Consider the following 23,432-nt stretch of genomic DNA (forward strand, 5'->3'; position numbering starts at 1 on the left):
CATGGGAGTTCGATGAAGGAAGTTTTTCATGACCAAGGCGTTCTGCCGAGCGGAAGAGTCGAAGTGCGTCAGCTGCAATTTCGTCGCCCTCGCCCCTGAGCTTGACCCTTGCGATTGCGTTTCGATGGTTCATTTGACTTAGGTCACCTAAGGGGCAGGTAGCCGGTAGCAACATGTCGCACTCAGGCGTGAAAAGAATGTGCAGCTCGGAACCCGGATCGCTTTCTCACGCTCTCATGCAAGGTCACCCTTTCCTGCAGACAGGTCCGACATGTTCCGAACCCTGGGATCCACCGCCCGCCGGGGACTGGCGGCGCTGTTGCTGGCCGCCATTTCCGGCCTGGCGCTGGCCGAACGCATTCCGGCGACACCGGAACTGACGCCCTTCAACGCCAGCTATCGACTCGAAGTGAAGGGTTGGCCCAACGCCACCATCGACCACCGCCTGAGCCGCGAGAATGGTCACTGGCAGAGCCGCATGCAGGCTGCCATCGCCGTGGCGCGCGGCAACGAACGCAGCCGTTTCATCGTCACGCCGGAGGGCATTCGTTCGGTGAACTACGCCAGCGGCTACTCGGTGCTGGGCGTCAGCGGTCGCTATCGGCTGGGCGGTGGCGACCTAACCCGCCACGTCGACCGTCAGGCCGCTCTGATCGAGCTCTCCCGGCGTGCTCTCGCGGGCGGCTGCGAGGATGCTGTCTGTCGGCTTACCTACCAGGATCATCGCGGTCGCGAAGAGGCTCTCGATTATCGTGTGCTGGCGCGTGAAACGCTGCGTCTCCCCTCGGGCGAGTTCGAAGCGCTCAAGGTCGAGGTGAAGGACCCCGAGAGCCCCGACAGCACTCTGCTTTTCCATTTTCACCCAGAGTTGCCCGGCCTGCTGCTGGCGGTGGATTACCAGAGCGACGGCGAACGCAGGAGTCGGCTCTTTCTTACCGCGCTGGATGCGCCCGGACGTTGAAATCGGCTTGCTGACCTTCTCCTCGGCACCGCGCGTAAAAGCCTGATAAAGTTGTCGGCTTTCGTCGTCATGCGGGTGGGAGAAGGGAATCTCGATGCTGTCCGGGCTGTTGATCGTTCTGCTCCCGCTGATGCTGGGCTACCTGGTGCCCCTGCGCCACGCCGGAGCCCTCGAGTGGGTCAATCGCGGCGTCAATGCCTCGGTCTACGTCATTCTGCTGCTGATGGGTATCGGGCTGGCGGGCCTCGACGACCTGCTCGTAGGACTGTCACGAATGGGTGGTCAGGCACTCCAACTGTTCGCGGTCATCAGCGCTTGCAACCTGACGGCGCTCTGGTGGCTGTCGCGCCGACTCGAACTGCGCATGCTCACGTCACCGGTGGTCGCGGGCGCACCGACCACCAAGCTCGCCGCTCTGCTCGGCTCCTTGTCACTGGTGGCCGTGGTCGGCGGCGGCGTGCTGCTCGGGCTCATCCTCGGGTGGTTGATCGGCGGCGGTGTCTACGTTCACGCCGAGCGACTCGCCGAGTGGGTGCTCTACGCCCTGCTGGCATTGATCGGCTGTCAGCTGCGCAATTCGGGCATGCCGCTGCGCCAGATACTGCTAAATCGTCACGGCCTGGCGATCGCTGCCGTCCTGGCGGCGAGTTCGCTGCTCGGCGGCCTGTTGGCGGCACCATTACTCGCGCTGCGCTGGAACGAGGGGTTGGCGTTGGCGTCCGGCTTCGGCTGGTATTCGCTCTCGGCGATCCTCGTCGGCGATCGTCTCGGCCCGCTGCTCGGCGGCGTGGCGTTCTTCAACGACCTGACCCGCGAACTCCTGGCCTTCGTCCTGATTCCGCTGACCATACGCCGCCACGCCCCGCTGGCCATCGGCTACGGCGGCGCCACCGCCATGGATTTCACCCTGCCGGTGATTCAGCAGCACGGCGGCGTTGCCTGCGTACCTATCGCCGTGGTCAGCGGTTTCCTGCTTTCGCTGCTGTCACCGCCATTGATTCTGTTCTTCCTGTCGCTATAGACGATTGAAAAGGCGCCGCGGGCCCGATACCACCAGCTCGCGACGCCAGCTTCGACTCACCTACCTTAGGCGGGTTCGACTATCGTCCTGACCAGCGCAGGCAGCGACCCACCAGCGTTCCGTTCCGCCTTGTGGGAAGGCAGGTATGCCTCATGCTGATGAGACTCATTGATACGGAACCACATAACTTCCTGAACAAGCTTCTCAGCCTGTATCCGAAGCGTTGCGGCCGCCCCCGCGGCCTCCTCCACCAGTGCCGCATTCTGCTGGGTCACGTGGTCCATCTGTCCTACCGCCGTATTGACCTGCTCGATACCGATGCTCTGCTCGCGCGAAGCCGACGATATCTCTTCCATCAGATCCGTCATGCGTGCGACCGCCTCCACCACCTCACGAATCGTGCCACCAGTGCGCTCGATCAGCCCAGCCCCATCATTCACTTTCTGGTTGGAGGCTTCGATCAAAGTACGAATCTCGCGGGAGGCATCGGCGCTACGACTGGCCAGGTTGCGTACCTCGCCTGCAACCACGGCGAATCCACGGCCTTGCTCGCCGGCGCGTGCCGCTTCCACCGACGCGTTGAGGGCGAGAATATTGGTCTGGAAAGCGATCGAGTCGATCACCTCGATGATGTCCTTCACGCGACTGGAGCTTTCGGCGATTCCCCGCATCGTGGTCACCACATCCGCCATCATGTCGCCTCCCTGGCGTGCCGTGCCACTCGCATCCAAGGCAAGTTTATTGGCCAGCTGCGCATTCTCTGCGTTTTGACGTACCGTCTGGGTGAGCTCCTCCATGCTGGAGGCCGTTTCCTCGATCGAGGCGGCCTGCTGCTCGGTACGCGCCGACAGGTCGTGGTTGCCGGTGGCGATCTGATCGACGCCGGTATTGATGCTGTCGGTACCGCGGTGGATATTTTCCAGCGATGAGGCCAAACGCTTGCGCATGCCTTCGATCCTGGCGAGCAGACTGCTCTCATCCCCGTCCTTGAGAGCCAAGGATTGGGTCAGATCGCCCCCGGCAATACGCTGCACGACTTCCTGAGCATGACGTGGATCACCCCCCAGGCTTTTGAGCACGTCCTTGATGATCCAGCCCATCGCCACGGTGAGAATACTGCCGATCAGCAGCAGTAACAGGCCCAGTTCGATCAGGCTATCCCAGAAGGCTGCGTTGATGTCATCCATGTAAACGCCAGCGGCCAGATTCCACTCCCAGCCCGGAACCCGCTGCACATAGCTGAGCTTGGGAACCTGGCCGCCCCCGGCCTGCCCACGCTCGGACATGTAGTTCACGAACCCGCCTTCGCGTGGGTTGCTGTCGGCCGTCGCTTTCAGTTCCTGATAAAGGTAGAGCCCATTTTTGTCCCGGAAATCCGCCATGCTATCGCCCAGTTCCCGCCGCGGATGCGCGACGATTCCGATGTCGCTGTCGAAGGCGAAGATATACCCATCCTCGCCAAAACTCAGACTATCCAGGCTATCGATCGCGCGGGACTGAGCCTCCTCGACGCTCAATTCGCCACGCTCGGCGCGCTCGGCAAAATGCACGACGAGATCGCGGGCACTACCAACGAAATATTCAAGGCTGGTAATCCGCTCCTGTAGCAGGCCTGCACGCTTGTCATACGCCGTCCAGCCAACCAATAACAGCATGCCAATCCACATGAGAGCCAAGGTGGCCCATAATTTTCTGCTCGTTGTCCAATGACGCATCACGTCTCCTAATTGGTAATGGGCTGTAAAACGCGATCCCTTTTTGCTCTTGTTGGCGCACTGGAACTCCTTATCGGCCCTATTGGATTCGACTTAAGTAGAACTTTTCGTGACGCAGTACTGCACTTGCCTCCCGCCTGCCGCAGGATGCCTCGGGCCCTGCCCGGGGAGACTGCCTCACCCGCGGCATACGTCCCGAGCATCTGCGTCTGACCGAAGCGCGGAGCGGCGAGGGCTTCGAGATCGTTAACGTCGAGTACCTGGGCAACGAGGTCTACGTCTACCTCGAACCCAAGGAGGGCGACACCCTGCTGATCCAGCGCAGCGAGGCGCCCACGCGCTGGTCGATCGGCCAGCGCGTGGCCCTCGTTCCCGACCCGGAGCACATCCACCTGTTCGACGAAAGCGATCGGGCCTTGGGGCTCAAGGCCACGCGGGCCGCGGCCTGACGGGACATCGAGCATTTCCGTGCACGGGACTGTCCCGGCTCCGGCCGGGGCGGTATCCTTGGAGGCGCACTCATTGGCAGGTAAATCACGTGTCGCCACCGGCCCGCCGTATGACACTCAAGGATCTGGCACGCGAGCTCGGGGTCTCCACCGCCACCATTTCCAACGCCTTCAATCGGCCCGACCAGCTCTCGCCCAAGCTGCGCGAACGCATCCTCGCCGAAGCCAGGCGAATGGGCTATCGCGGTCCGGACGCCAAGGCACGCAGCCTGCGTACCGGGCGCTCGCGCATCATCTCGGTGATCCTCGCCGAAAGCTTGACCTACAGCCTCAACGACGCCGTCTCCAGCGAATTCCTTTCGGGCGTGGCCGAGGTGCTCGATACCCAGGACCATACGCTGCTGCTGCTTTCGGCCCGCCAGGCCAGGAGCCATCTGATCGGCTCCGCCAGCATGGCCGACGGCTTCATCGTCTACGGCCTGATGCCGACCTCGGATGTGTTCGACTCGCTGCCGGTGAATGCCGCGCTGGTCGCAGTCGACTTCAACGTGGCGGGCCATCCTTCGGTACACGTCGACAACGAGCCGGCCAGCTTCGCCATCGCCGACCGGGCGCTCAGGGCGAAACCGCGCCGGCGACCGGCCATCCTCAACCTGCGTCTCACCGTCGAGACTTGCAACGGACGCGTTACTCCCGAGCACACCTTGCTGCCGGCCGACCGCACCATCACCCGCGCGCGCCTGGCCGGCTTCCATCGCGCCCTGGCCCAGCATGGGTTTTCTCCTGAGCGCGTCCCCATGTGGAACGTGGAGGAGAACACCTTCGAGGTGTGCGCCCCGGTGATCTCGGCGGTCCTCGACCTGCCCGACGACGAGCGCCCCGACCTGCTGCTGTGCATGTCGGACCGCATCGCCCTGACCGCGCTTACGCTGGCCGAACAGCGCGGGCTGCGCATCCCCGAGGATCTGTGCCTGACGGGGTTCGATGGCATCGCCGAGGGGCAGTACCGGGCGCCTCGGCTGACCACGGTGCGCCAGGAGAGCGGCGACAAGGGGCGCCTCGCCGCGCGCATGATCCTCGGCCTGGAGCCCCCCCACTCGCGGCTGCTCGATACCGAATTGATCCATGGCGATACCTGCTCCTGATCCCGCCGACACGTCGCTTGCACACTGCTTGCACGCTTCCTGACCATTGAATGCATCGCGCTGAGGGAAACTGGCAGGGCCATCCTGCCGTCACGAGTCGCCCATGCCCGCCTCCACCCCGCTAACGTTGCCCTCCTCCCCGCGCCGCGCCCGGCGCCAGCGGGGTCGTATCGGCTTCGGCACCCTGCTCGCCCTGCTGTTGATGGCTGGAGCGGCCGCCGTCGCCTGGTGGCTGCTCGCACAGCCGCCCCGCATCGAGCGTCGTGCGCCCGCCGAGCTCTCTCCGCCACTGGTGGTCGACGTGGTCGAGGCCCAGCGCCAGGCGGCCGCTCCGGAACTGCACGGCTTCGGCCGGGTCGTCGCCGAGCGTGAAGCCAACCTGGCCAGCCGTGTGGCCGGCGAGCTGATCGCCTTCACCCCCGAGGCCATGCCCGGCCGCGTGGTGGCAGCCGGCACGCCATTGGCTCGACTGGACGACAGCGACCTGCGCCTGAACCTGCGCGAAGCCGAGGCGGCACTGGCACAGGCCGAGGCGGCGCTGGCCATGGAGCGCGGCGAGCAGCAGCGGGCCGAGACCGAGTACCGCAGCTTCGGCCGCGAGCTGCCCGCCGAGCGGCGCTCCTTGGTGCTGCGCGAGCCGCAGCTGCGCAACGCCGAGGCCGAGGTGGCACGCATCCGCGCCGCGCGGGACCGTGCCCGGCTGGAGCTCGAGCGCGCCACGCTCGTCGCGCCGTGGCGCGGCATGGTCCAGGCCCGCCTGCTGGGGGCCGGAAGCGCGGTCGCAGGCGGCACCGAGATTTTGCATCTGGTGGATGTGTCGCGCTTCTGGATACGCGTATCACTATCCGGCGAGACATTGGCCTGGCTCGACGCCGCCGAGGAAGGTCGCGCCGGCAGCGCCGTGACCCTGACCACCCGCACCTGGCCCGACGGTCAGACGCGCAGCGGCGAGGTGATCGCCAAGCTGCCGGTACTGGAGGAGGAAGGCCTGCAGGCCCAGTTGCTGGTGGCGGTCGAGGATCCCCTCGGCCTGGAGAACGACCTGCCCGCCCTGCGCCTGGGCGATGTGGTGCGTCTGACGTTCGCCGCGCGGCCCCGCGAGGGGCTGTTCGTCCTGCCCGCCGCCGCGCTGCGCCCAGGCGACGAACTCTGGCTGCTCGACGACGAGGAGCGTCTGCGCCGACGCCCGGTCGAGGTCGTGCACCAGGGCGAGACACGTGTGCTGCTCGGCGCCGGACTCGAGGAGGGCGAGCGAGTGGTGACCTCGCCGTTGGGCCAGTCGCGCGAGGGCATGCGCCTGCGTCCGCGCATCGCCGATAGCGAGCGACCGGCCGGCGAACGCCAGGAGGCCCGCTCATGACGCGCCGCGGCCCCATCGCCTGGATGGTGCATCACGGTGTCGCGCCCAATCTGCTCATGCTGCTGCTGATCGTCGGCGGACTGATGGCTTCCACCGCGATCAAGAAGGAGGTCTTTCCCGACTTCGAACTGGAGATTGTCCATGTTGCGATCGGCTACCCCGGCGCCACCCCCGAGGAGGTGGAGCGCAGCCTGCTGCTGCCCATGGAGGCGGCGTTGGCCGACGTCGACGGCATCGATGAGCTCACCGCCACCGCCAACGAGGGCGCCGGGCGCGTCTCGGTGACCTTGATCGACGGCGTCGACGTGATGCGCGCCTATCAGGAGATCCAGCAGTCCATCAACGCGATCACGCAACTGCCCGCCGCCGCCGATCCACCGCGCTTCAGCCTCGCCGGCCGCGCGCGCAGCGTCATGAGCCTGCAGCTTCACGGCTGGGTCGACGAGCGCCTGCTGCACGACATCGCCGAGGAACTGCGTGCCGAACTTCAGGCCTCTCCAGGGATCTCCCAGGTGGAGCTGGCCGGCAATCGCGAACGGGAAATCCAGGTGCTGCTCGATGAGGAGGCCATGTACCGCCACGGGCTCGATCATCGCGGGCTGGCCGGGCGCATCGCCGACGAGGCGCTCGACCTGGCCGGAGGCCGCCTGGCCACCGGCGAGGGCGAATGGTTGATCCGCTACCAGGGCCGTCGCGACGAGGCCCGCGAGTTCGCCGACCTGCCGCTGGTCGGCACCGCCGACGGCGGACAGCTGCGCCTGGGCGACATCGCTCGGGTAGTGGACGGCTTCGCCGAGACCGACAGCGAGGTGCTCTACAACGGCGCCCCCGGACTCAGCCTGGAGGTCTACCAAACCGGCAACCAGACGCCGATCGGAATCTCGGATGCCGTCCACGCCCAGCTCGAGCGGCTGCGGGCGCAACTGCCCGAGGGTGTCGCCCTGGACGTGTCGCAGGACAGCTCTGAAATCTACCGTGACCGTCTCGACCTGCTGCTCAAGAATGCCTGGCTGGGCCTGGCACTGGTGCTGGTGCTGATGGCGCTTTTCCTCGAGGCGCGCCTGGCCTTCTGGGTCACGCTGGGCATCCCCACCGCCTTCCTCGGCGCCTTGCTGTTCCTGCCCTGGCTCGGTGTCTCCCTCAATATGATGTCGATGTTCGCCTTCATCGTCGCTCTCGGCATCGTCGTCGACGATGCCATCATGGTCGGCGAGAACATCCACAGCTACCGCGAGCAGGGGCATTCGCTGCGCGAGGCCGCGGTGCGTGGCGCCCGCGAGATGGCGGCACCCATCTCCTTCGCCATTCTCTCCAACGTGGTGGCCTTCCTGCCGCTGCTGTTCCTGCCGGGCTTTCTCGGCATGATCTTCGCGGTCATCCCGCTGGTGGTGGTTACGGTATTTCTAGTGTCGTGGCTGGAGGCGCTGTTCATCCTGCCGGCGCATTTGGCCCACCGCGCCGGCGGCCGCGAAGCCTCGCCCTGGCTCGGGCCGCTGGACCGTCTGCGGCGGGCGCTGCAGGGCGGGCTCACCCACTTCACCCAGCAGCGCTTCGCCCCCTTTCTCGAACGCACCCTCGACCAGCGCCTGCTCACCGTCAGCCTGGCCGTCGCCGTGCTCGTCGTGGCCATTGCCTGGGGCATGAGCGGACGCCTCGGCTTCTCGCTGATGCCGCGGGTGGAATCCGACCGGGTCCAGGCCAGCGTGACCCTGCCGGTGGGCAGCCCCAGCGCCGAGGATCGCCGCATTCGCGACCGACTGCTGGCAAGTGCCCAGGCCCTGGCCGCGCGCAACGACGGTCCACGCTTCACGGCGACCCGCGCCCAGATCGATGGCGACCGCCTCAGCGTGCGCCTGACCCTCGCCCGCGAGAGCCTAGATGCCTGGCCGCCTTCGCGGGTGGCGCGCGCCTGGCGCGAGCAAGCCGGCGATATCGTCGGCGTCCAGGCGGTACGCTTCGAGTCGGACGTGGGCGGGCCCGGCGCCGGCGCCGGGCTCACCCTGCGCCTGTCGCACCCCGACAGCCGGGCACTGGAAACCGCTGCCGTGCGGCTGGCCGACGAACTGGCCGGGTTCGACGGGCTCACCGACATCGACAGCGGCCTGGGCGACGGCAAGCCGCAACTCGAGCTGCGCCTGTCGCCGGAGGGGCGCACGCTAGGCCTGACCGGCGCCGACCTCGCCGCTCAGTTACGCGGCCCGCTGCAGGGCGCTACCGCCCTCGAACAGTTCGTCGGGCGCCACGAGATCAGCGTGGTGGTGCGCCTGCCGAGCGATGAGCGGGACAGCCTGGGCCAACTGCGACAGCTGCCGATCCGCACCCCCGGCGGCCTGGAGGTTCCGCTGCAACGGGTCGCCGAGATCCATCTGGGCCGCGCCGCGACCACCCTTGAGCGGATCAACGGAAGGCGACAGATCAGCGTCACCGCCGACACCGACAGTGATGCCCAGATCAATCAGGTCGTGGCGACCCTGCAGGCGGACCTGTTCCCTGCTCTGCGGGCCGCCTGGCCGGGGCTGGAGCTGACCCTGGGCGGACGCCAGCAGGAGACTTCCGACAGCATCTCGGCCCTGACCCGGGCCACCTGGCTGACCCTGATTGCGCTCTACGCGCTGCTGGCGATTCCCTTCCGCAGCTATCTACAGCCGCTGCTGGTGATGGCGGCGATTCCGTTCGGCATCATCGGCGCCATGGCCGGCCATGCGATCATGGGCTACGGCCTGTCGGTGATCAGTCTGATGGGCATGCTGGCCCTCTCGGGCGTGGTGATCAACGATGCCTTGGTGCTGATCGACTACGCCAACCGACGTCGCCGCGAAGGGCTTGGGGCACGCGAGGCGATTGTCGCCGCAGCGACGCGCCGTCTGCGGCCGATCATGATGACCACCCTGACCACCTTCCTCGGACTCGCCCCGATGATCTTCGAGACCTCCCGCCAGGCGCGTTTCATGATTCCGCTGGCCATTTCGCTGGGCTTCGGCCTGCTGTTCGCCACCCTGATCCTGCTGGTCTTGGTACCCTGCCTCTATCTGATGCTGGAGGGCCTGCGCGAGCGCTTGCGGCCCGCGCAACCGGCATCCTTCTCTTCCCGGGAGCCGATTCGATGAGGTTACGTCTGCACCGTCTGCGCTTCTCGCACCTGGGGCTCAAGCTGTTCGTGATCATTCTGTCGGTCAACGTGGCGATCGCCGGGCTGGTGTTCCTGGCGGTATCGCGCAGTCTCGATCGCGGCTTTCTGGAGTACCTCGAGACCACCCAGGCCAACCGCGCCGAGACCCTGGCCGAGGGCCTCGGCCAGGAGTGGGCGCGCCGCGGCGGCTGGCAGTGGCTGCGCAACTCGCCGCCGGCCTGGGAGCGCCTGGTGCGCCAGCAGCTGTGGCCCGGCGAGCGGCCGCCCCACGGCATCGAGCGTCGCCTGGGCGATGCGCGCGACTTCGTGCTGCACGACGCCGAAGGACTGCCGGTGATCGGCCTGCCACCCGACGATCACGAGAGGGCCGCCGAGCTGCACTGGCTGCCCATCGAGCATCAGGGCCAGCGCGTCGGCACCCTGGGCTACCGCCCTCCCGAGCAGTTGATGGCGCGCATGGATCGCATCTTTCTCGCTCGCCAGCAGCGCAACCTGGGCATCATCGTCGCCTCCTTGGGGCTGGCGTCGCTGCTGCTTGCCGGGGGTCTGGCCTGGTGGCTGGGGCGACGCACGCGCAGCATGGCACTGGCCACCCGCCGCTTGATCGAGGGCGACTACAGCGCCCGCCTGCCGGAGCGCGGTCGCGACGAACTTTCGCGCCTGGCCCGCGATTTCAACAGCCTGGCCGCCACGCTGGAGGCCAGCCGCGAGGCTCGCAACCGCTGGGTATCGGACATCGCTCACGAACTGCGCACGCCGCTCGCCGTCCTGCGTGGAGAGATCGAGGCCATGCAGGACGGCATTCGGCCGCTCGACGAGGACAACCTGCGCTCGCTGTCTCAGGAGGTGAGCCAGCTCGAGCGGCTGGTGGCCGACCTGCGCCTGCTGTCGCAGAGCGACGCTGGGGCCCTGGAGATCCAGCTCGCCCCGCTCGATCTGGCCGTGAGCCTTGCCGCCCGCCTCGAGGAGGCGAACGGCTGGCTCGACGACTGCGGCATGTCGCTCTCCACCTCGATCCAGGGGCCGGCCTGGATCCGTGGCGATGCCCGCCGCCTGCGGCAGCTCTGGACCAACCTGCTCGACAACAGCTGCGCCTACACCACCTCTCCGGGACGATTGGACGTCAGCCTGGTCCAGCGGGGAGGTCGCGTGCGAGTGACATGGCAGGACAGCGCGCCGGGCGTGCCCGAGGCGGCGCTTGGCCGGCTCACCGAGCGGCTCTACCGCGTCGAGGGCTCGCGCAGCCGCGCCAGCGGCGGCAGCGGGCTGGGTCTCTCCATCGCCAGCGCGCTGGTCAAGTGCCACGGCGGTACCATGCAAGCCTCGCCCTCGCCGTTGGGTGGGTTATGCTGGACGCTCGAATTTCCGGTCCTCGAGGCCGATGGACGCGAATGAGGAAGGCGACCATGCAAGACTCCGATGCCCCGCGCGATGCCCTGCTGATCGTCGAGGACGAACCCAAGATCGCCCGACTGGTGGCCGACTACCTGGAAGGCAGCGGCTTCGCCACGCATCACATCGACCACGGCGACCGGGTACTGCCATGGCTGCTGGAGCGCACCGAGGCCGAGACGCTACCGGCACTGGTGCTGCTCGACCTGATGCTGCCGGGGACCGACGGCCTGACGCTATGCCGCGAGATTCGCCAGCGCTGGCCGGCCATCGCCATCATCATGCTTACCGCCCGGGTCGAGGAGGTCGACCGCCTGCTGGGCCTGGAACTCGGGGCCGACGATTATATCTGCAAGCCCTTCAGCCCGCGCGAGGTCGTCGCCCGGGTCAAGGCCGTGCTGCGCCGCAGCCAAGCACTGCATGACCCCGCCTCGGCCGTCACCGGCAGCCAGCTCACCCTCGACGACGAGGGTTGGCGAGCGCTCGCCGACGGCCAGGACCTGGGACTCACGGCGGTGGAATACCAGCTGCTCAAGGTGATGATGCAGGCGCCCGGGCGCATCTTCTCGCGCGACCAGCTGATGGATCGCATGTATCGCGACCACCGCATCGTCTCCGAGCGCACCGTCGACAGCCACGTCAAGAAGCTGCGGCGCAAGATCGCCGACGCCTGGCCCGAGCGCGAGATCATCCGCTCGGTTTACGGGGTCGGCTACAAGTACCAACCCGAGGAGTGACCTTGCTTCTTTCACGTTTGATGCAAGTTGATTGCACAGGAGCGTACGACACTGCAAGCATCAACCCAACGCCAAGGAGTGATTCCATGCGTCGTAACGTTACCCGCAACCTGTTGATGCCGGCCCTGCTTGCCGTGGCCATCGCCCCACTGTCGCTGGCCGCCGCCGAGCGCGACGGCGAGTGGAAAGAGCAGCGACAGGAACGCTTCGAGGAGCGCCGTCAGGCCCTGTTCGAACGAGCCGATCTCGACGAGGAGACCCGCAGCGCCTTGGTACAGGCCCACGACGAGCACAGGCAAGCCCTACGCGAGCTGCACGAGCAGCACCGCGAGCGCATGGACGAGATTCTCGACGAGGAGCAGCGAGATGCCCTGCATCAGGCCAAGCAGGAGATGCGCGACGAATACCATGATCAGCACCGCGATCAGCGGCGAGAGGCCATGCAGGAGCGTCTGACCGCGCTGGTCGACAGCTGGGAGCTCTCCGACGAGGAGCGTGAGCGGCTGACCGAACTTCGCGAATCGCTGTATGCCGACATGCAGACACTGCGCGACCAGGAGTTCGACTCCCGCGAGGCGAGGCGCGAAGCCCGGCAGTCGCTGCGCGACGAGCACCGCGAGGCGCTCGCCGAGGTACTTACCGAAGAGCAGATCGAAGCCCTTCAGGCCTTCGTGCAGCCCCGCCATCCCAAGGGCCACGATGGGCACCACGGAACTCGTCACCACGGCTGAACGCTTCGCTACGCCTCACACGACATCGGGCCCGACATGCGTCGGGCCCGATGCGTTTCGGCGTGGCGCCTCTCGTCGCTTAGTTGTAGAGCACCCCCGGCAGCCAGAACACGATACCCGGCACCAGATAGAGGATGAACATGGCCACGAACACCAGCAGCAGGAACGGCGCGATGCCGATGAAGATGTCGCCCAGCTGTATCCCCTTGGGGGCGATGCCTTTGAGGTAGAAGGCGGACATCGCCATGGGCGGCGTCAGGAACGAGGTCTGGATGTTCAGCGCCACCAGCACACCGAAGAACAGCGGATCGATGCCGAACATGTGCAATAGCGGCAGGAAGATCGGCACGAAGATGATGATGATCTCGGTCCACTCCAGCGGCCAGCCGAGCAGGAAGATCATCAGCTGCGCCAGCAGCAGGAACTGCAGGGGCGTCAGCGACAGCCCGCTTATCCAGTGCTCGATCAGCGTATGCCCGTCGAGCAGCGAGAACACGGACGAGAAGATCCACGAGCCGACGAATAGCCAGCACACCATGGCGCTGGTACGCGCGGTGAGAAATACCGCCTCCTTGAGTCTCACCCAGGTCATCTGTCGGTAGGCCGTCGCCAGCACTATGGCGCCCAGCGCGCCGATACCCGCCGCTTCGTGCGGCGTGGCCAGGCCGAACAGGATGGCGCCCAGCACCGCCATGATCAGCACGAACAGTGGTACGAACGAGGTCAAGAGCCCCCAGTAGACTTCCTTCAGCGGCACGTCGAGCTTTTCGGCGGAGAGCTTGGGCGCCACCTTGGGATTGATCATCGCCCGGCCCATCACATAGAGGATATAAAGCCCCGCCAGCAGCAATCCCGGGATCAGCGCCGCAGCGTACAGCCGTACCACCGAGACGCCGGCCATCGCGCCGTAGAGGATCAGCATGATGCTGGGCGGAATCAAGATGCCGAGACACCCCCCCGCGCAGATCACCCCGCTCGACAGGCGCTTGTCGTAGCCCGCGTTGAGCATCGCCGGCAGCGCCAGCAGCCCCATCAGCGTGACCACCGCCCCGACGATGCCGGTGGCCGTGGCGAACAGCGCGCAGGTGATCAGGCTGGCCACCGCCAGCGAGGCGGGCATGCCGCGCGCGGCCAACTGCAGGCTGCCGAACAGCCGGTCGAGGATATTGGCCCGTTCGACCATATAGCCCATGAACAGGAACAGCGGCACGGCGATCAGCACGTCGTTGGACATGACGCCGTAGGCGCGCTGAACCAGCAACGGAAAGATGATGTCGCCGATGGCGAAATAGCCGAAGCCGATACCCATGGCAATCAGTGTGAAGGCGATGGGGAAGCCGAGCATGATCAGGATGACCAGCATGCCCAGCATCATGATGCCGATTTCCGGTTCGCTCATGGCTGCTTGTCTCCTGACTCATGCTGGGCGGATTTGATCTCGGCCTCTTTGTTGACCGGGATGGCGATCTCCTCGACGTCGCCCAGACGCGGTGGCCACTTGCCATGCTTGAGACAGAGGAAGCAGCGGCCCACTTCGGCAATGCCCTGAATGGCCAGGAAACTGGCACAGGCGGGAATGACGAACTTGTAGGGCCAGATCGGCGGGCCTCCCGGCGTGAAGGAGCTATGCTCGTTCTGGCGGAAGGAAGCGCCGAAGAAATCCCAGCCGCTCCACACCAATGCCAGGATGCCGGGATAGAAGAACAGCAGGTACAGCGCCAGCTCGACTCCCGCCTGCCAGCGCGGCGAGAAATAGCGCGACACTACGTCGGCGCGCACATGAGCGTTGTGCGCCAGGGCATAGGCGCCACTCATCATGAACAGAGTGCCGTAGAGCATGTAGCTGGTGTCGTAGGCCCAGGTCGTCGGAGCACCCATGGCGTAGCGCATGAAGACCTCGTAACTCACCACGAAGGTCAGGACCAGGATCGCCCAGGCGAAGGCCTTGCCCACCCACGTGCTGAGATGGTCGATGAAAAAGATGAAACGCATGGTCACCTCTCACCACCCCTGCCCACCCCACCGGGCGGTGCAGAGCGAAACACGAACCCCCGACACGTCCTGTGCCGGGGCGGCACGGTTTGTCCGGGCCCCGCCGGGGCCCGGTGGCTTACAGGATGGTGGAAGAGTCGGTGGGTTCCCGGCCGAAGAAGTGCCGATAGGCCGGCGCCTTGGGTGTCGTGCCCTCGAGGTGCCAGCCGACCACCCTCTCGCAGTACTCGCGCTGGTGGTCGATGACCTTCTTGAAGAATTCGTCCTGGGACTCGTTCTCGATCACCGTATTCCATGCGTCGAGCTGGGCCTGAAGCACCGAATCGGGCGTGATGTAGGTCTCGACCCCCTGCTCCTCGCGCATGGCCTGGAGGTCCTTCGGATAGCGCTCCATGGCCTTCCAGTACATTTCCGACGAGGCGGCCTTGGCGGCGTATTGCAGGATCGCCTGGAACTCCTCCGGCAGGCTGTCATGCTTGTTCTTGTTGAAGATGACCTCGAACGCCTCGCAATCCTGGTGGTAGCTGCGCAGCATCCAGGTCTTGCTGACGTCGGGGAAGCCGAGCAGGCGATCCGAGGAAGGGTTGTTGAACTCGGCGCCGTCGAGCAGACCGCGATCCATGGCCGGCACGATGTCGCCGCCGCCCATGATGGTCACCGCGGCGCCGAATTCACGCATCACGTCGGCAGCCAAGCCCACGGTACGGTACTTGAGCCCGCGCAGGTCTTCGGCGCTGCTGATGGGTTCCTTGAACCAGCCCAGCGCCTGGGTCGGCATGGGCCCGGTCTGGTAGCCCACCAGCGGCAGCTCGAGGCGCTCCAGCAGCTCGTTGTAGAGCTCCATGCCGCCGCTGTTCCAGAACCAGGCGAGGAACTGGTGCGCATCCCAGCCGAAGGGTGGCGGCGTACCGAACAGCGAGAAGGCCTTGTGCTTGCCATACCAGTAGGCCGTGACCCCGTGGCCGCCATCGAGCGCGCCGGAGATCACCGCGTCCTGCAACTGCAGCGCGCCCACTACGGCACCGGCCGGCAGCAGGTTCAGGCGCAACCGACCGCCCGACATCTCGTTGACGATGCGTACGTAATCGGAGGCGAACTCGTGGAAGATGTCCTGGTTGGGCCAGGTGCTCTGAAAGCGCAGCGTGGTGGTCTGGGCCACGGCGATGCTGGGAAAGCCCACCGCGGCCGCGGCGCCCGCACCCACGGCTGCCGCCGAACCGGTGAGAAAGCGGCGGCGGGAAGTGCTGGTGGGCTGGCTGTCGGTGGCGGTCTGGCCGTCGACCGGGGCCGCCGGTGTCTTGTCTTGAGCCATCAGATACTCCGGAAGTTTTATCGTTGTACTTGCCTCCTGCGGACCGCCTTGATCGGTCGCAGTCGTCCCGAACGCCTCCATGCCCGCGCAGTCACAGCATGCGCATTCCTGACTTGCCGTCGGTTAGATCAGGTATAGCTTGCATAACGACGGCTGCAAGCCCGACTCGCCACGCTGCGTAAACGCTCGGGGCCATTCTGTTAACGCAGGGTTGAAGCCCTGGGGGAAAGTGCGTATTTTATTTGAACGTTCATTCAAAAAAAGAGCGCACTTCCCGCCAGGAAGTCGTCGGCCCGTCCCCGGCACGTTTCATGCGCTGGCGAGTACGGCATGAGCGATAGCTCCGCCAGGAAGCGTCGGGCTGTAGTCACTGGGCAATATCAGGCGTGCTTTCGATTGTGCGGAACAATCCACAGCGCGTCTCGGCAGGGAATCGGCGGGAAGGGTCATTCACCCTGAAAGGAGTTCGCCTGCATGGCGCATAACCTACCCCTTACCGAGCGACGCGACCGGCTCAACCCCGTGGTGTTCCACGGCTCAGTGGCCGGCATCCTCGTCTTCCTCGTCCTCACCATGACCTTCACCGAAGAGGCCGGCACCTTCTTCGACGCCGGCCTGGCCTGGGTCAGCGAAACGTTCGGCTGGTACTACATGCTGGCCGTGATGGCCTACCTGGTGTTCGTCGTCGCTATCGGCCTGTCGCGCTTCGGCAGCATCCGCCTCGGTCCCGACCACTCGCGGCCGGAGTTTTCGACACTATCATGGGCTTCGATGCTGTTTGCCGCCGGGATCGGTATCGACCTGCTGTTCTTCAGCGTGGCCGAGCCGGTGGCCCATTACCTGGCGCCGCCGGACCTGACGCCCGAAAGTCAGGAGGCGATGCGCAACGCCGTGGTCCAGACCTTCATGCATTGGGGGCTCTCCGGCTGGGGGCTCTACGTGCTGATGGGCATGTCGCTGGCCTACTTCAGCTACCGCCATCGCCTGCCGCTGGCCATCCGCAGCGCGCTCTATCCGCTGCTGGGCAAGCGCATCCACGGCCCCATCGGCAATGCCGTGGACATCACTGCGGTAATTTCTACGGTGTTCGGCATCGCTACCAGCCTCGGCATCGGCGTGATGCAGCTCAACTACGGGCTCAACTACATGTTCAACGTGCCCGAGAGCCTTTCGGTGCAGGTGATCCTGATCGTGCTGGTGGTGGTGCTCGCCACCATCTCGGTGGTCAGCGGTGTGGAGAAGGGCATACGCCGGCTGTCGGAGTTCAACATGCTGCTGGCGCTGGCGCTGCTGCTGTTCGTGCTGTTCCAGGGCCAGACCCTGAAGCTGCTCGACATGGTGGTCAACAATGCCGGCGACTATCTCTCCGGCTTTGTGGCCAAGAGTTTCGATACCTACGCCTTCGCCGGCGATGCAGCCAACGAATGGAAGATGTGGTGGACCATCTTCTTCTGGGGCTGGTGGATCGCCTGGACGCCGTTCGTCGGCCTGTTCCTGGCCCGCATTTCGCGCGGGCGCACCATTCGCCAGTTCGTTGCCGGCGCCCTGTTCATCCCGCTGGCCTTCATGATGGTGTGGATGTCGGTATTCGGTAACAGCGGCATCGAGCTGGTCGCTAACCAAGGCGTCGCCGAGCTCGGCGAGCAGGCGCTGAACACGCCTCAGACCACCATGTACACGCTGCTCGAGTACTATCCCTGGGTTGGGGTTACCGCAGCCGTGGTGACTATTCTCGGCATCGTGTTCTTCATCACTTCGGCGGATTCCGGCGCCCTGGTGCTGGCGAACTTCACATCGATCCTGTCCGACGTGAACCACGATGCTCCGATCAAGCTGCGCATCTTCTGGTCGGCGGTGATCGGCCTGATCACCGTGGCCTTGCTGATGGCCGGCGGCCTGGCGGCGCTGCAGAGCGCGGTAGTCATTACCGCCCTGCCCTTCTCGGTGGTGATATTTGCCATCATGGTCGGCATGTACAAGGCGCTGCAGCTCGAGGGCGACAAGGCCGAAGCCCGCCGTCGCATCGCCGGCACCGCGCCGGGCGGGGACTGGCGCGAGCGTCTCGACCGCGCCCTGGATACCTCCAACCGCGCGGGTGCCGCAGCGACCATCGAGCACGCCATCCGCCCGGCGCTGACCCAGTTCGCCCAGGAGCTGGAGAGCCGCGGCCAGGACGCCAACGTCAGCGAAGAGATGCTCGAGGGCGAGTCGCTGCCGCGCCTGACACTGCAGGTCGACCTCGAAAACGCGTCGAGCTTCGTCTATCAGGTGTGTCCGCATCGCATGCGCACGCCGAGCTTCCTGCCGGTGGATGACGACTACTACGTGCGTCTCGACGTCTACCTGGCCGAAGGCGGCCAGGAGAAGGACCTCAACGGCTTCACCCGCGGCCAGGTGATCGCCGACGTGCTCTCGGAGTACGAGCGCCACCTGCACTTCCTGGCCTTGGCCGGCCAAGGCCGCAATGTGCAGGCCATGCCGGGGGCGGTGGGCGAACCACCGGCGGATGCCAGTCCGGCCTGATTCACCTCGTCGATCCGTTCCACGGCGGCACCCTCGGGTGCCGCCGTTTTTTTCGCACTGTCGCTACCACAGGCGCGGCTGATGCGTAACGACCGACAATACGGATGCCGAAGGAGACCTGCTACCTTTCAGAATGACGCAGGGAAGGCACCATCCGCCAAGGGGTCACGCATGTCCCGGTTCTTCAGCGATCACCTCCGCCAGGTACGAGTCGCCGCCATCCCGATAACGAGCACGTCCCTTCCAAGGTACCGCATCCAGGAGGGACGACCTCGTCATGGAGGATGACGAAGACTCGCGGACCCGTCGGGCCATCGATGCACAGCGCCTAGAGCTGCTCGAACGGCTTCAGGCCTGGCTGGAATGGCCCATGCTCGTGCTGGCCTTCCTGTGGCTGGTGCTGTTCGTGGTGGAGACGCTTTGGGGGCTCGGCCCGCTGTTGGAACTGCTGGGCTATGTGATCTGGGGAGTCTTCGTGCTCGAGAGCGTGCTGGGCTTCGTACTCGCGCCGAGCAAAATCGTCTACCTGCGGCGCAACTGGCTCAAGGTGATCTCGCTACTGGCGCCCGCCCTTCGCACGCTGCGCATCGTCGGCCTGGTTCGCCTGTCGCGCGCCTCGCGGCTCGCCGGCATGTCGCGCGGCCTGCGCCTGTTGCGCCTGCTCAGCTCCCTCAATCGCGGCATGCGTGCGCTGGGCAAGAGCATGGGACGGCGAGGCCTCGGTTACGTCATACTACTGACGCTGATCATTACCTTGGTCGGGGCGGCGGGCATGTACGGCTTCGAGCGCGACAGCCTGGACAGCTATGGCGAAGCCGTGTGGTGGACGGTCATGATCCTGGTCACGCTGGGCTCGGACTACTGGCCTCGCACGGTGGAAGGCCGCACCTTGTGCCTCTTGCTCGCCCTCTACGGCTTCGGCGTCTTCGGCTACGTGACGGCCACACTGGCCACCTTCTTTATCGGCCGCGATGCCGAGGCACCCGACACGGAAACCGTCGGTCGCGCCGACATCCGGGCGCTGCGCGAGGAGGTCGCCGCTCTACGCGAGGAACTGCGCCGGCGCGATGAGTGAAGCGCATGGAACACAGAGCAGTGCGAGCCACTCCACCCGGCTGTGCCGACAGCCTGACGGGGCATACTACTCCCCCTGCAGCGTGGTGATGAGTCGCCGCGCACCGCCACGATCGCGATGCTCGCCGAGCCAGATACCCTGCCAGGTGCCCAGCGCCAAGCGCCCGTCGCGCACCGCCAGGGTGAGCTGGGTGCCGAGCAGGCTAGCGCAAACGTGGGCGGGCATGTCGTCCGGCCCCTCCAGGGTATGGCGGAAATAGGGCAAGTCGCCCGGGATGCGCTCGCGCAGGAAGGCGTCGAGGTCGTGACGCACATCCGGATCGGCGTTCTCGTTGAGGGTCAGAGAGGCCGAGGTATGCAGCAGCTGCAGGTGCAGCAGCCCCACCCTGACTTCACGCAATTCGGTCAGGGCCGAAGTCACTTCATCGGTAATCAGATGAAAACCGCGCGAGCGCGGTTCGAGGCGTAGTTCCTGCTGGTGCCACATGGTGTGCCTCCTCGATGTTCAATCCTTGCGTACGAACTGAGCCAGATGCGTAGGCTGGCCGAGATCGGAATGCCATTCTCCGAGGCCTGAGAGCGATGCCCGATAGCCGTTGCGATACGCGATACCCTGAGCCCAGTCGCGAAAGCGGTCCCGCGTCCATTCGAAGCGGTGGTCGTGATCGCGAAACTCTCCCCGAGCCAGCCCGAACAGAGGATTGTAGTCGTGGTTGGGGGTCGTCAGCACGAGCAGCCCGGGGCGCAGCTCGCCGAAGACGACTCGCTCCACCCGTGAGAGGAGCGAAGGCGGCACGTGCTCGATAGTCTCGACCATCGCAGCGGCATCGAAACCGACGCATGTCGGATGGGATTCCGCATAAGAGCCACACAGCAGAGTGAGTCGTCCGCGCCGTGCCAACGGCAGCCGCTCCAGACGCATCTTCGCCTGGTTCAGCAGTTCCCCCGACAACTCCAGCCCTACGATCCGCTCGAACTGGGGCTCGCGCACCAGGTACTGCAACAGCCCCCCCGAGCCACAGCCGAGATCCAGGACACAGCGTGCACCGCTTCCCTTGAGCAGGGACGCCACGTGCTGCAGTCGCTCCTGGTGAAGGTCGAGATCCTCCCACTCCATCGTCGATCAGCGATTAAGCCGGTTATGAATGGCAGTGGCAGCAATCGATGCCTGACCGGTGGCCACCGTGATCTGACTCAATTGGTTGGTCATGTCGCCCGCGGCATAGAGTCCTTCGATTCCAGTCTGCATATGGGGATTCACCACCAGATACCCCTGCGGATTTCTCAACGCTCCCAGATTCGTGCCTAGCTCGCTGCGTACCTGAGTTCCCAAGGCGCAATATACCGCATCGAAACAGTGCTCGGTGCCGTCATCCATGCGCACGAAAATACCTTTGCCTGCATCGCCGTACATGGCGGTCACCTTTGTCTGTACCAGTACGATATTCTCGCGCGCCAGGCGCTCCGTCGACGCGGTATCCAGGTAAGCGCCACCTTCGATATCGATCAGGGTCAGATCGGCACTGAATCGCTTGATGAACGCCGCCTCCCCAACGCCATGTTCGTCACGGGCGATGATGCCGATGCGCTCTCGCGTGTATTCGAATCCATCGCAGATGGGGCAGTAGCGGATCAAGCCGCCTTTCTTTACTGCCTCGAAGCCTTCCATCTGGGGTTCGATATCGACAACGCCAGTCGCCAGCAGTACCGTCCGTGACCGCAAGACTTCCGTTTCGGTCATGACGTTGAACAAGCCATCTTCGGTGCGCTCCAGACGCTCTACCCGCCCGGGCGTCACCCATCCCCCGTTTGCCTCAAGTTGCGCCCGGAGCCGCTCCAATAGCTCATGACCGCTGATACCGTCGCCGAAGCCGGGGTAGTTGAAAGTTCGCGGGATAAGCGCGGCACGGCTTTTCCCCTCATCGATGATGCGGATATCCCGCAGGAAACGCCGTAGATAGATACCGGCAGCCAACCCGGCGGGGCCGGCACCGACGATCACGCAGTCGATCGTGGCAACCTCTTCCATTTTTTCTCTCCCTGAATGCGACGCAGCCAAAGTCCTTTTTGTGCAGCCTGTTGCCATCTCAGTGTCGGCCCGATTCCCGGCATCGTCCATACAGGTCGTCTCCAGACAGTCCAGCAGAACGCCAACGCCACGAGGCAGGCATAAAAAAAGCGCGACAGGGTCGCACCAAGCTCACCACCAGGGGTGACGAGAGAGCCACTTCAGTCGGCCATGGAGCGTCGACGCTCACGAATCAGGGAGGGTCGCGCAGCCCGGCCACAGCCGGGCTGCGCGAATGCTCAGAAGAAACCGAGCGGGTTGACGTCGTAGCTGACCAGCAGGTTCTTGGTCTGCTGGTAGTGCTCGAGTGCCACTTTGTGGGTTTCGCGACCGACGCCGGACTTCTTGTAGCCACCAAAGGCGGCATGCGCCGGGTACTGGTGGTAGCAGTTGGTCCACACACGGCCAGCCTGGATGCCGCGCCCCATGCGGAAGGCGACGTTGATGTCGCGGCTCCACACGCCGGCGCCGAGGCCGAATTCGGTGTCGTTGGCGATGGCCAGCGCCTCTTCCTCGTCCTTGAAGGTAGTCACCGCCACCACCGGGCCGAAGATCTCCTCCTGGAACACGCGCATCTTGTTGTTGCCTTTCAGCAGCGTCGGCTGGATGTAGTACCCCTTGTCGTAGGCCGGGTCGAAGCTCTCCTTGTTGCCGCCGGTGAGGAACTCGGCGCCCTCCTCGCGGGCGATGTCCATGTAGGACATGATCTTGTCGAACTGCTCCTGGGAGGCCTGAGCGCCGACCTGGACGTCGGTATCCAGCGGGTTGCCGCGCTTGATCGCCTGCACCCGCTCCATGACCTTGGCCATGAAGGCGTCGTAGATGCTCTCCTGGATCAGCGCCCGCGACGGGCAGGTGCACACCTCGCCCTGGTTGAAGAAGGCCAGCACCAGGCCTTCCGCCGCCTTCTCGATGAATGCCGGCTCGGCGTCCATGATGTCGGCGAAGTAGATGTTGGGCGACTTGCCACCGAGCTCCACGGTGGAGGGAATGATGTTCTCAGCGGCGCACTTGAGGATGTGCGACCCCACCGGGGTCGAGCCGGTAAAGGCGATCTTGGCGATGCGCTTGCTGGTCGCCAGCGCCTGGCCGGCCTCGGCGCCGTAGCCGTTGACCACATTGACCACACCCGGCGGCAGCAGGTCGCCGACCAGCTTCATCAGTTTGAGGATCGAGGCCGGGGTCTGCTCGGCGGGCTTGAGCACCACGCAGTTGCCGGCAGCCAGCGCCGGGGCCAGCTTCCATACCGCCATCAGCAGAGGGAAGTTCCACGGGATGATCTGCCCCACCACGCCCAGCGGCTCATGAAAGTGATAGGAGACGGTATTGGCGTCGATATCTGCGGCAGTGCCCTCCTGAGCGCGGATGCAACCGGCGAAGTAGCGGAAGTGGTCGACGGCCAGCGGGATGTCGGCGTTGATGGTTTCGCGCACCGCCTTGCCGTTGTCCCAGGTTTCGGCCACGGCCAGCATCTCCAGGTTCTGCTCGATGCGGTCGGCGATCTTGAGCAGGATGTTGCTGCGCTCGGCGGCGGAGGTGCGCCCCCAGGCGGGTGCGGCGGCATGGGCGGCATCGAGCGCTTTCTCGATATCCTCGGCGGTCGAGCGGGGGATCTCACAGAAGACTTCCCCGTTGACTGGGCTGACGTTGTCGAAGTACTGCCCCTGCACCGGCGGCACGAATTCGCCGCCGATGTAGTTGCCGTAGCGCTTGTCGAAGGAGACGACGGAATCGGGGCTGCCCGGGTTGGCGTAGATCATGGCTTGCTCTCCTGACGGTAGGGACGACTCTGAGGGGTTCGGCGGACGTCTCGCTGCGTCGT

General features: G+C 65.3%; 19 protein-coding genes. 11 read left to right on the top strand and 8 right to left on the bottom strand.

Annotation, left to right across the window (positions count from 1 at the left end; genetic code table 11):
- The first annotated feature begins 271 nt into the window (after positions 1–271).
- Both CYJ07_RS03485 and CYJ07_RS03490 read left to right on the top strand, forming a co-directional pair.
- A complete protein-coding gene (locus CYJ07_RS03485; RefSeq protein ID WP_104202282.1) occupies positions 272–961 on the top strand; it encodes a hypothetical protein in 690 nt (229 codons plus the stop codon).
- 94 nt (positions 962–1,055) lie between these two features.
- Positions 1,056–1,982, top strand: coding sequence for a LysO family transporter (locus tag CYJ07_RS03490; RefSeq protein WP_104202283.1), 927 nt, complete (start codon positions 1,056–1,058; stop codon positions 1,980–1,982).
- A 65-nt stretch (positions 1,983–2,047) separates the two neighbouring features.
- Here CYJ07_RS03490 and CYJ07_RS03495 read toward each other — a convergent pair whose 3' ends face one another.
- Positions 2,048–3,697, bottom strand: coding sequence for a methyl-accepting chemotaxis protein (locus CYJ07_RS03495; RefSeq protein ID WP_104202284.1), 1,650 nt, complete (start codon positions 3,695–3,697; stop codon positions 2,048–2,050).
- Between the two features lie 188 nt (positions 3,698–3,885).
- Here CYJ07_RS03495 and CYJ07_RS03500 point away from each other — a divergent pair, with 188 nt between their 5' ends.
- The 7 genes from CYJ07_RS03500 (at position 3,886) to CYJ07_RS20415 (ending at position 12,641) form a co-directional block, all read left to right on the top strand.
- Positions 3,886–4,146, top strand: a complete 261-nt coding sequence (locus tag CYJ07_RS03500) for a TOBE domain-containing protein (RefSeq protein ID WP_269320534.1) — start codon at positions 3,886–3,888, stop codon at positions 4,144–4,146.
- 110 nt (positions 4,147–4,256) lie between these two features.
- Positions 4,257–5,291, top strand: coding sequence for a LacI family DNA-binding transcriptional regulator (locus tag CYJ07_RS03505; RefSeq protein ID WP_104202286.1), 1,035 nt, complete (start codon positions 4,257–4,259; stop codon positions 5,289–5,291).
- 103 nt (positions 5,292–5,394) lie between these two features.
- On the top strand, positions 5,395–6,651 hold the full coding sequence (locus tag CYJ07_RS03510) for an efflux RND transporter periplasmic adaptor subunit (protein ID WP_104202287.1): 1,257 nt from the start codon (positions 5,395–5,397) through the stop codon (positions 6,649–6,651).
- Positions 6,648–9,758: an efflux RND transporter permease subunit gene (locus CYJ07_RS03515; protein WP_104202288.1), complete on the top strand. Its 3,111-nt coding sequence runs from the start codon at positions 6,648–6,650 to the stop codon at positions 9,756–9,758. The genes CYJ07_RS03510 and CYJ07_RS03515 overlap by 4 nt, the downstream gene beginning before the upstream one ends.
- Entirely contained in the window at positions 9,755–11,176 is a 1,422-nt protein-coding gene (locus CYJ07_RS03520; protein WP_104202289.1) for an ATP-binding protein, read from the top strand. Before CYJ07_RS03515 ends, CYJ07_RS03520 begins: the two co-directional genes overlap by 4 nt.
- An 11-nt stretch (positions 11,177–11,187) precedes the next feature.
- Positions 11,188–11,910, top strand: coding sequence for a response regulator (locus CYJ07_RS03525; RefSeq protein WP_104202290.1), 723 nt, complete (start codon positions 11,188–11,190; stop codon positions 11,908–11,910).
- 86 nt (positions 11,911–11,996) lie between these two features.
- Positions 11,997–12,641, top strand: a complete 645-nt coding sequence (locus CYJ07_RS20415) for a hypothetical protein (RefSeq protein WP_197038244.1) — start codon at positions 11,997–11,999, stop codon at positions 12,639–12,641.
- 79 nt (positions 12,642–12,720) lie between these two features.
- On the opposite strand, the gene CYJ07_RS03535 is transcribed toward CYJ07_RS20415, so the two are convergent.
- From CYJ07_RS03535 to CYJ07_RS03545, 3 genes are all read right to left on the bottom strand, one after another.
- Positions 12,721–14,040 (bottom strand): TRAP transporter large permease, encoded by a 1,320-nt coding sequence (locus CYJ07_RS03535; RefSeq protein WP_104202291.1) that lies wholly within the window; start codon positions 14,038–14,040, stop codon positions 12,721–12,723.
- Complete coding sequence (locus CYJ07_RS03540; protein ID WP_104202292.1) at positions 14,037–14,633, bottom strand: TRAP transporter small permease subunit; 597 nt, start codon at positions 14,631–14,633, stop codon at positions 14,037–14,039. Before CYJ07_RS03540 ends, CYJ07_RS03535 begins: the two co-directional genes overlap by 4 nt.
- Before the next feature lie 118 nt (positions 14,634–14,751).
- Entirely contained in the window at positions 14,752–15,945 is a 1,194-nt protein-coding gene (locus CYJ07_RS03545) for a TRAP transporter substrate-binding protein (RefSeq protein ID WP_104202293.1), read from the bottom strand.
- A gap of 474 nt (positions 15,946–16,419) precedes the next feature.
- Here CYJ07_RS03545 and betT point away from each other — a divergent pair, with 474 nt between their 5' ends.
- On the top strand, positions 16,420–18,468 hold the full coding sequence (gene betT, locus CYJ07_RS03550) for a choline BCCT transporter BetT (protein WP_104202294.1): 2,049 nt from the start codon (positions 16,420–16,422) through the stop codon (positions 18,466–18,468).
- 277 nt (positions 18,469–18,745) lie between these two features.
- The gene (locus CYJ07_RS03555) at positions 18,746–19,543 is read left to right on the top strand and encodes a potassium channel family protein (RefSeq protein ID WP_104202295.1); all 798 of its coding nucleotides are present in this window, start codon (positions 18,746–18,748) and stop codon (positions 19,541–19,543) included.
- A 66-nt stretch (positions 19,544–19,609) separates the two neighbouring features.
- Here CYJ07_RS03555 and CYJ07_RS03560 read toward each other — a convergent pair whose 3' ends face one another.
- The 4 genes from CYJ07_RS03560 to exaC form a co-directional block, all read right to left on the bottom strand.
- A complete protein-coding gene (locus tag CYJ07_RS03560; protein WP_104202296.1) occupies positions 19,610–20,029 on the bottom strand; it encodes a secondary thiamine-phosphate synthase enzyme YjbQ in 420 nt (139 codons plus the stop codon).
- 18 nt (positions 20,030–20,047) lie between these two features.
- The gene (locus tag CYJ07_RS03565) at positions 20,048–20,659 is read right to left on the bottom strand and encodes a methyltransferase domain-containing protein (RefSeq protein ID WP_104202297.1); all 612 of its coding nucleotides are present in this window, start codon (positions 20,657–20,659) and stop codon (positions 20,048–20,050) included.
- 6 nt (positions 20,660–20,665) lie between these two features.
- On the bottom strand, positions 20,666–21,661 hold the full coding sequence (locus CYJ07_RS03570) for an NAD(P)/FAD-dependent oxidoreductase (protein WP_104202298.1): 996 nt from the start codon (positions 21,659–21,661) through the stop codon (positions 20,666–20,668).
- A gap of 188 nt (positions 21,662–21,849) precedes the next feature.
- Positions 21,850–23,370 carry an acetaldehyde dehydrogenase ExaC gene (gene exaC, locus CYJ07_RS03575; protein ID WP_104202299.1) on the bottom strand — a complete coding sequence of 507 codons (1,521 nt, stop codon included), beginning with the start codon at positions 23,368–23,370 and terminating at the stop codon, positions 21,850–21,852.
- Positions 23,371–23,432: the final 62 nt, after the last annotated feature.

This window comes from Billgrantia saliphila (assembly GCF_002930105.1).
GTDB lineage: Bacteria > Pseudomonadota > Gammaproteobacteria > Pseudomonadales > Halomonadaceae > Halomonas > Halomonas saliphila.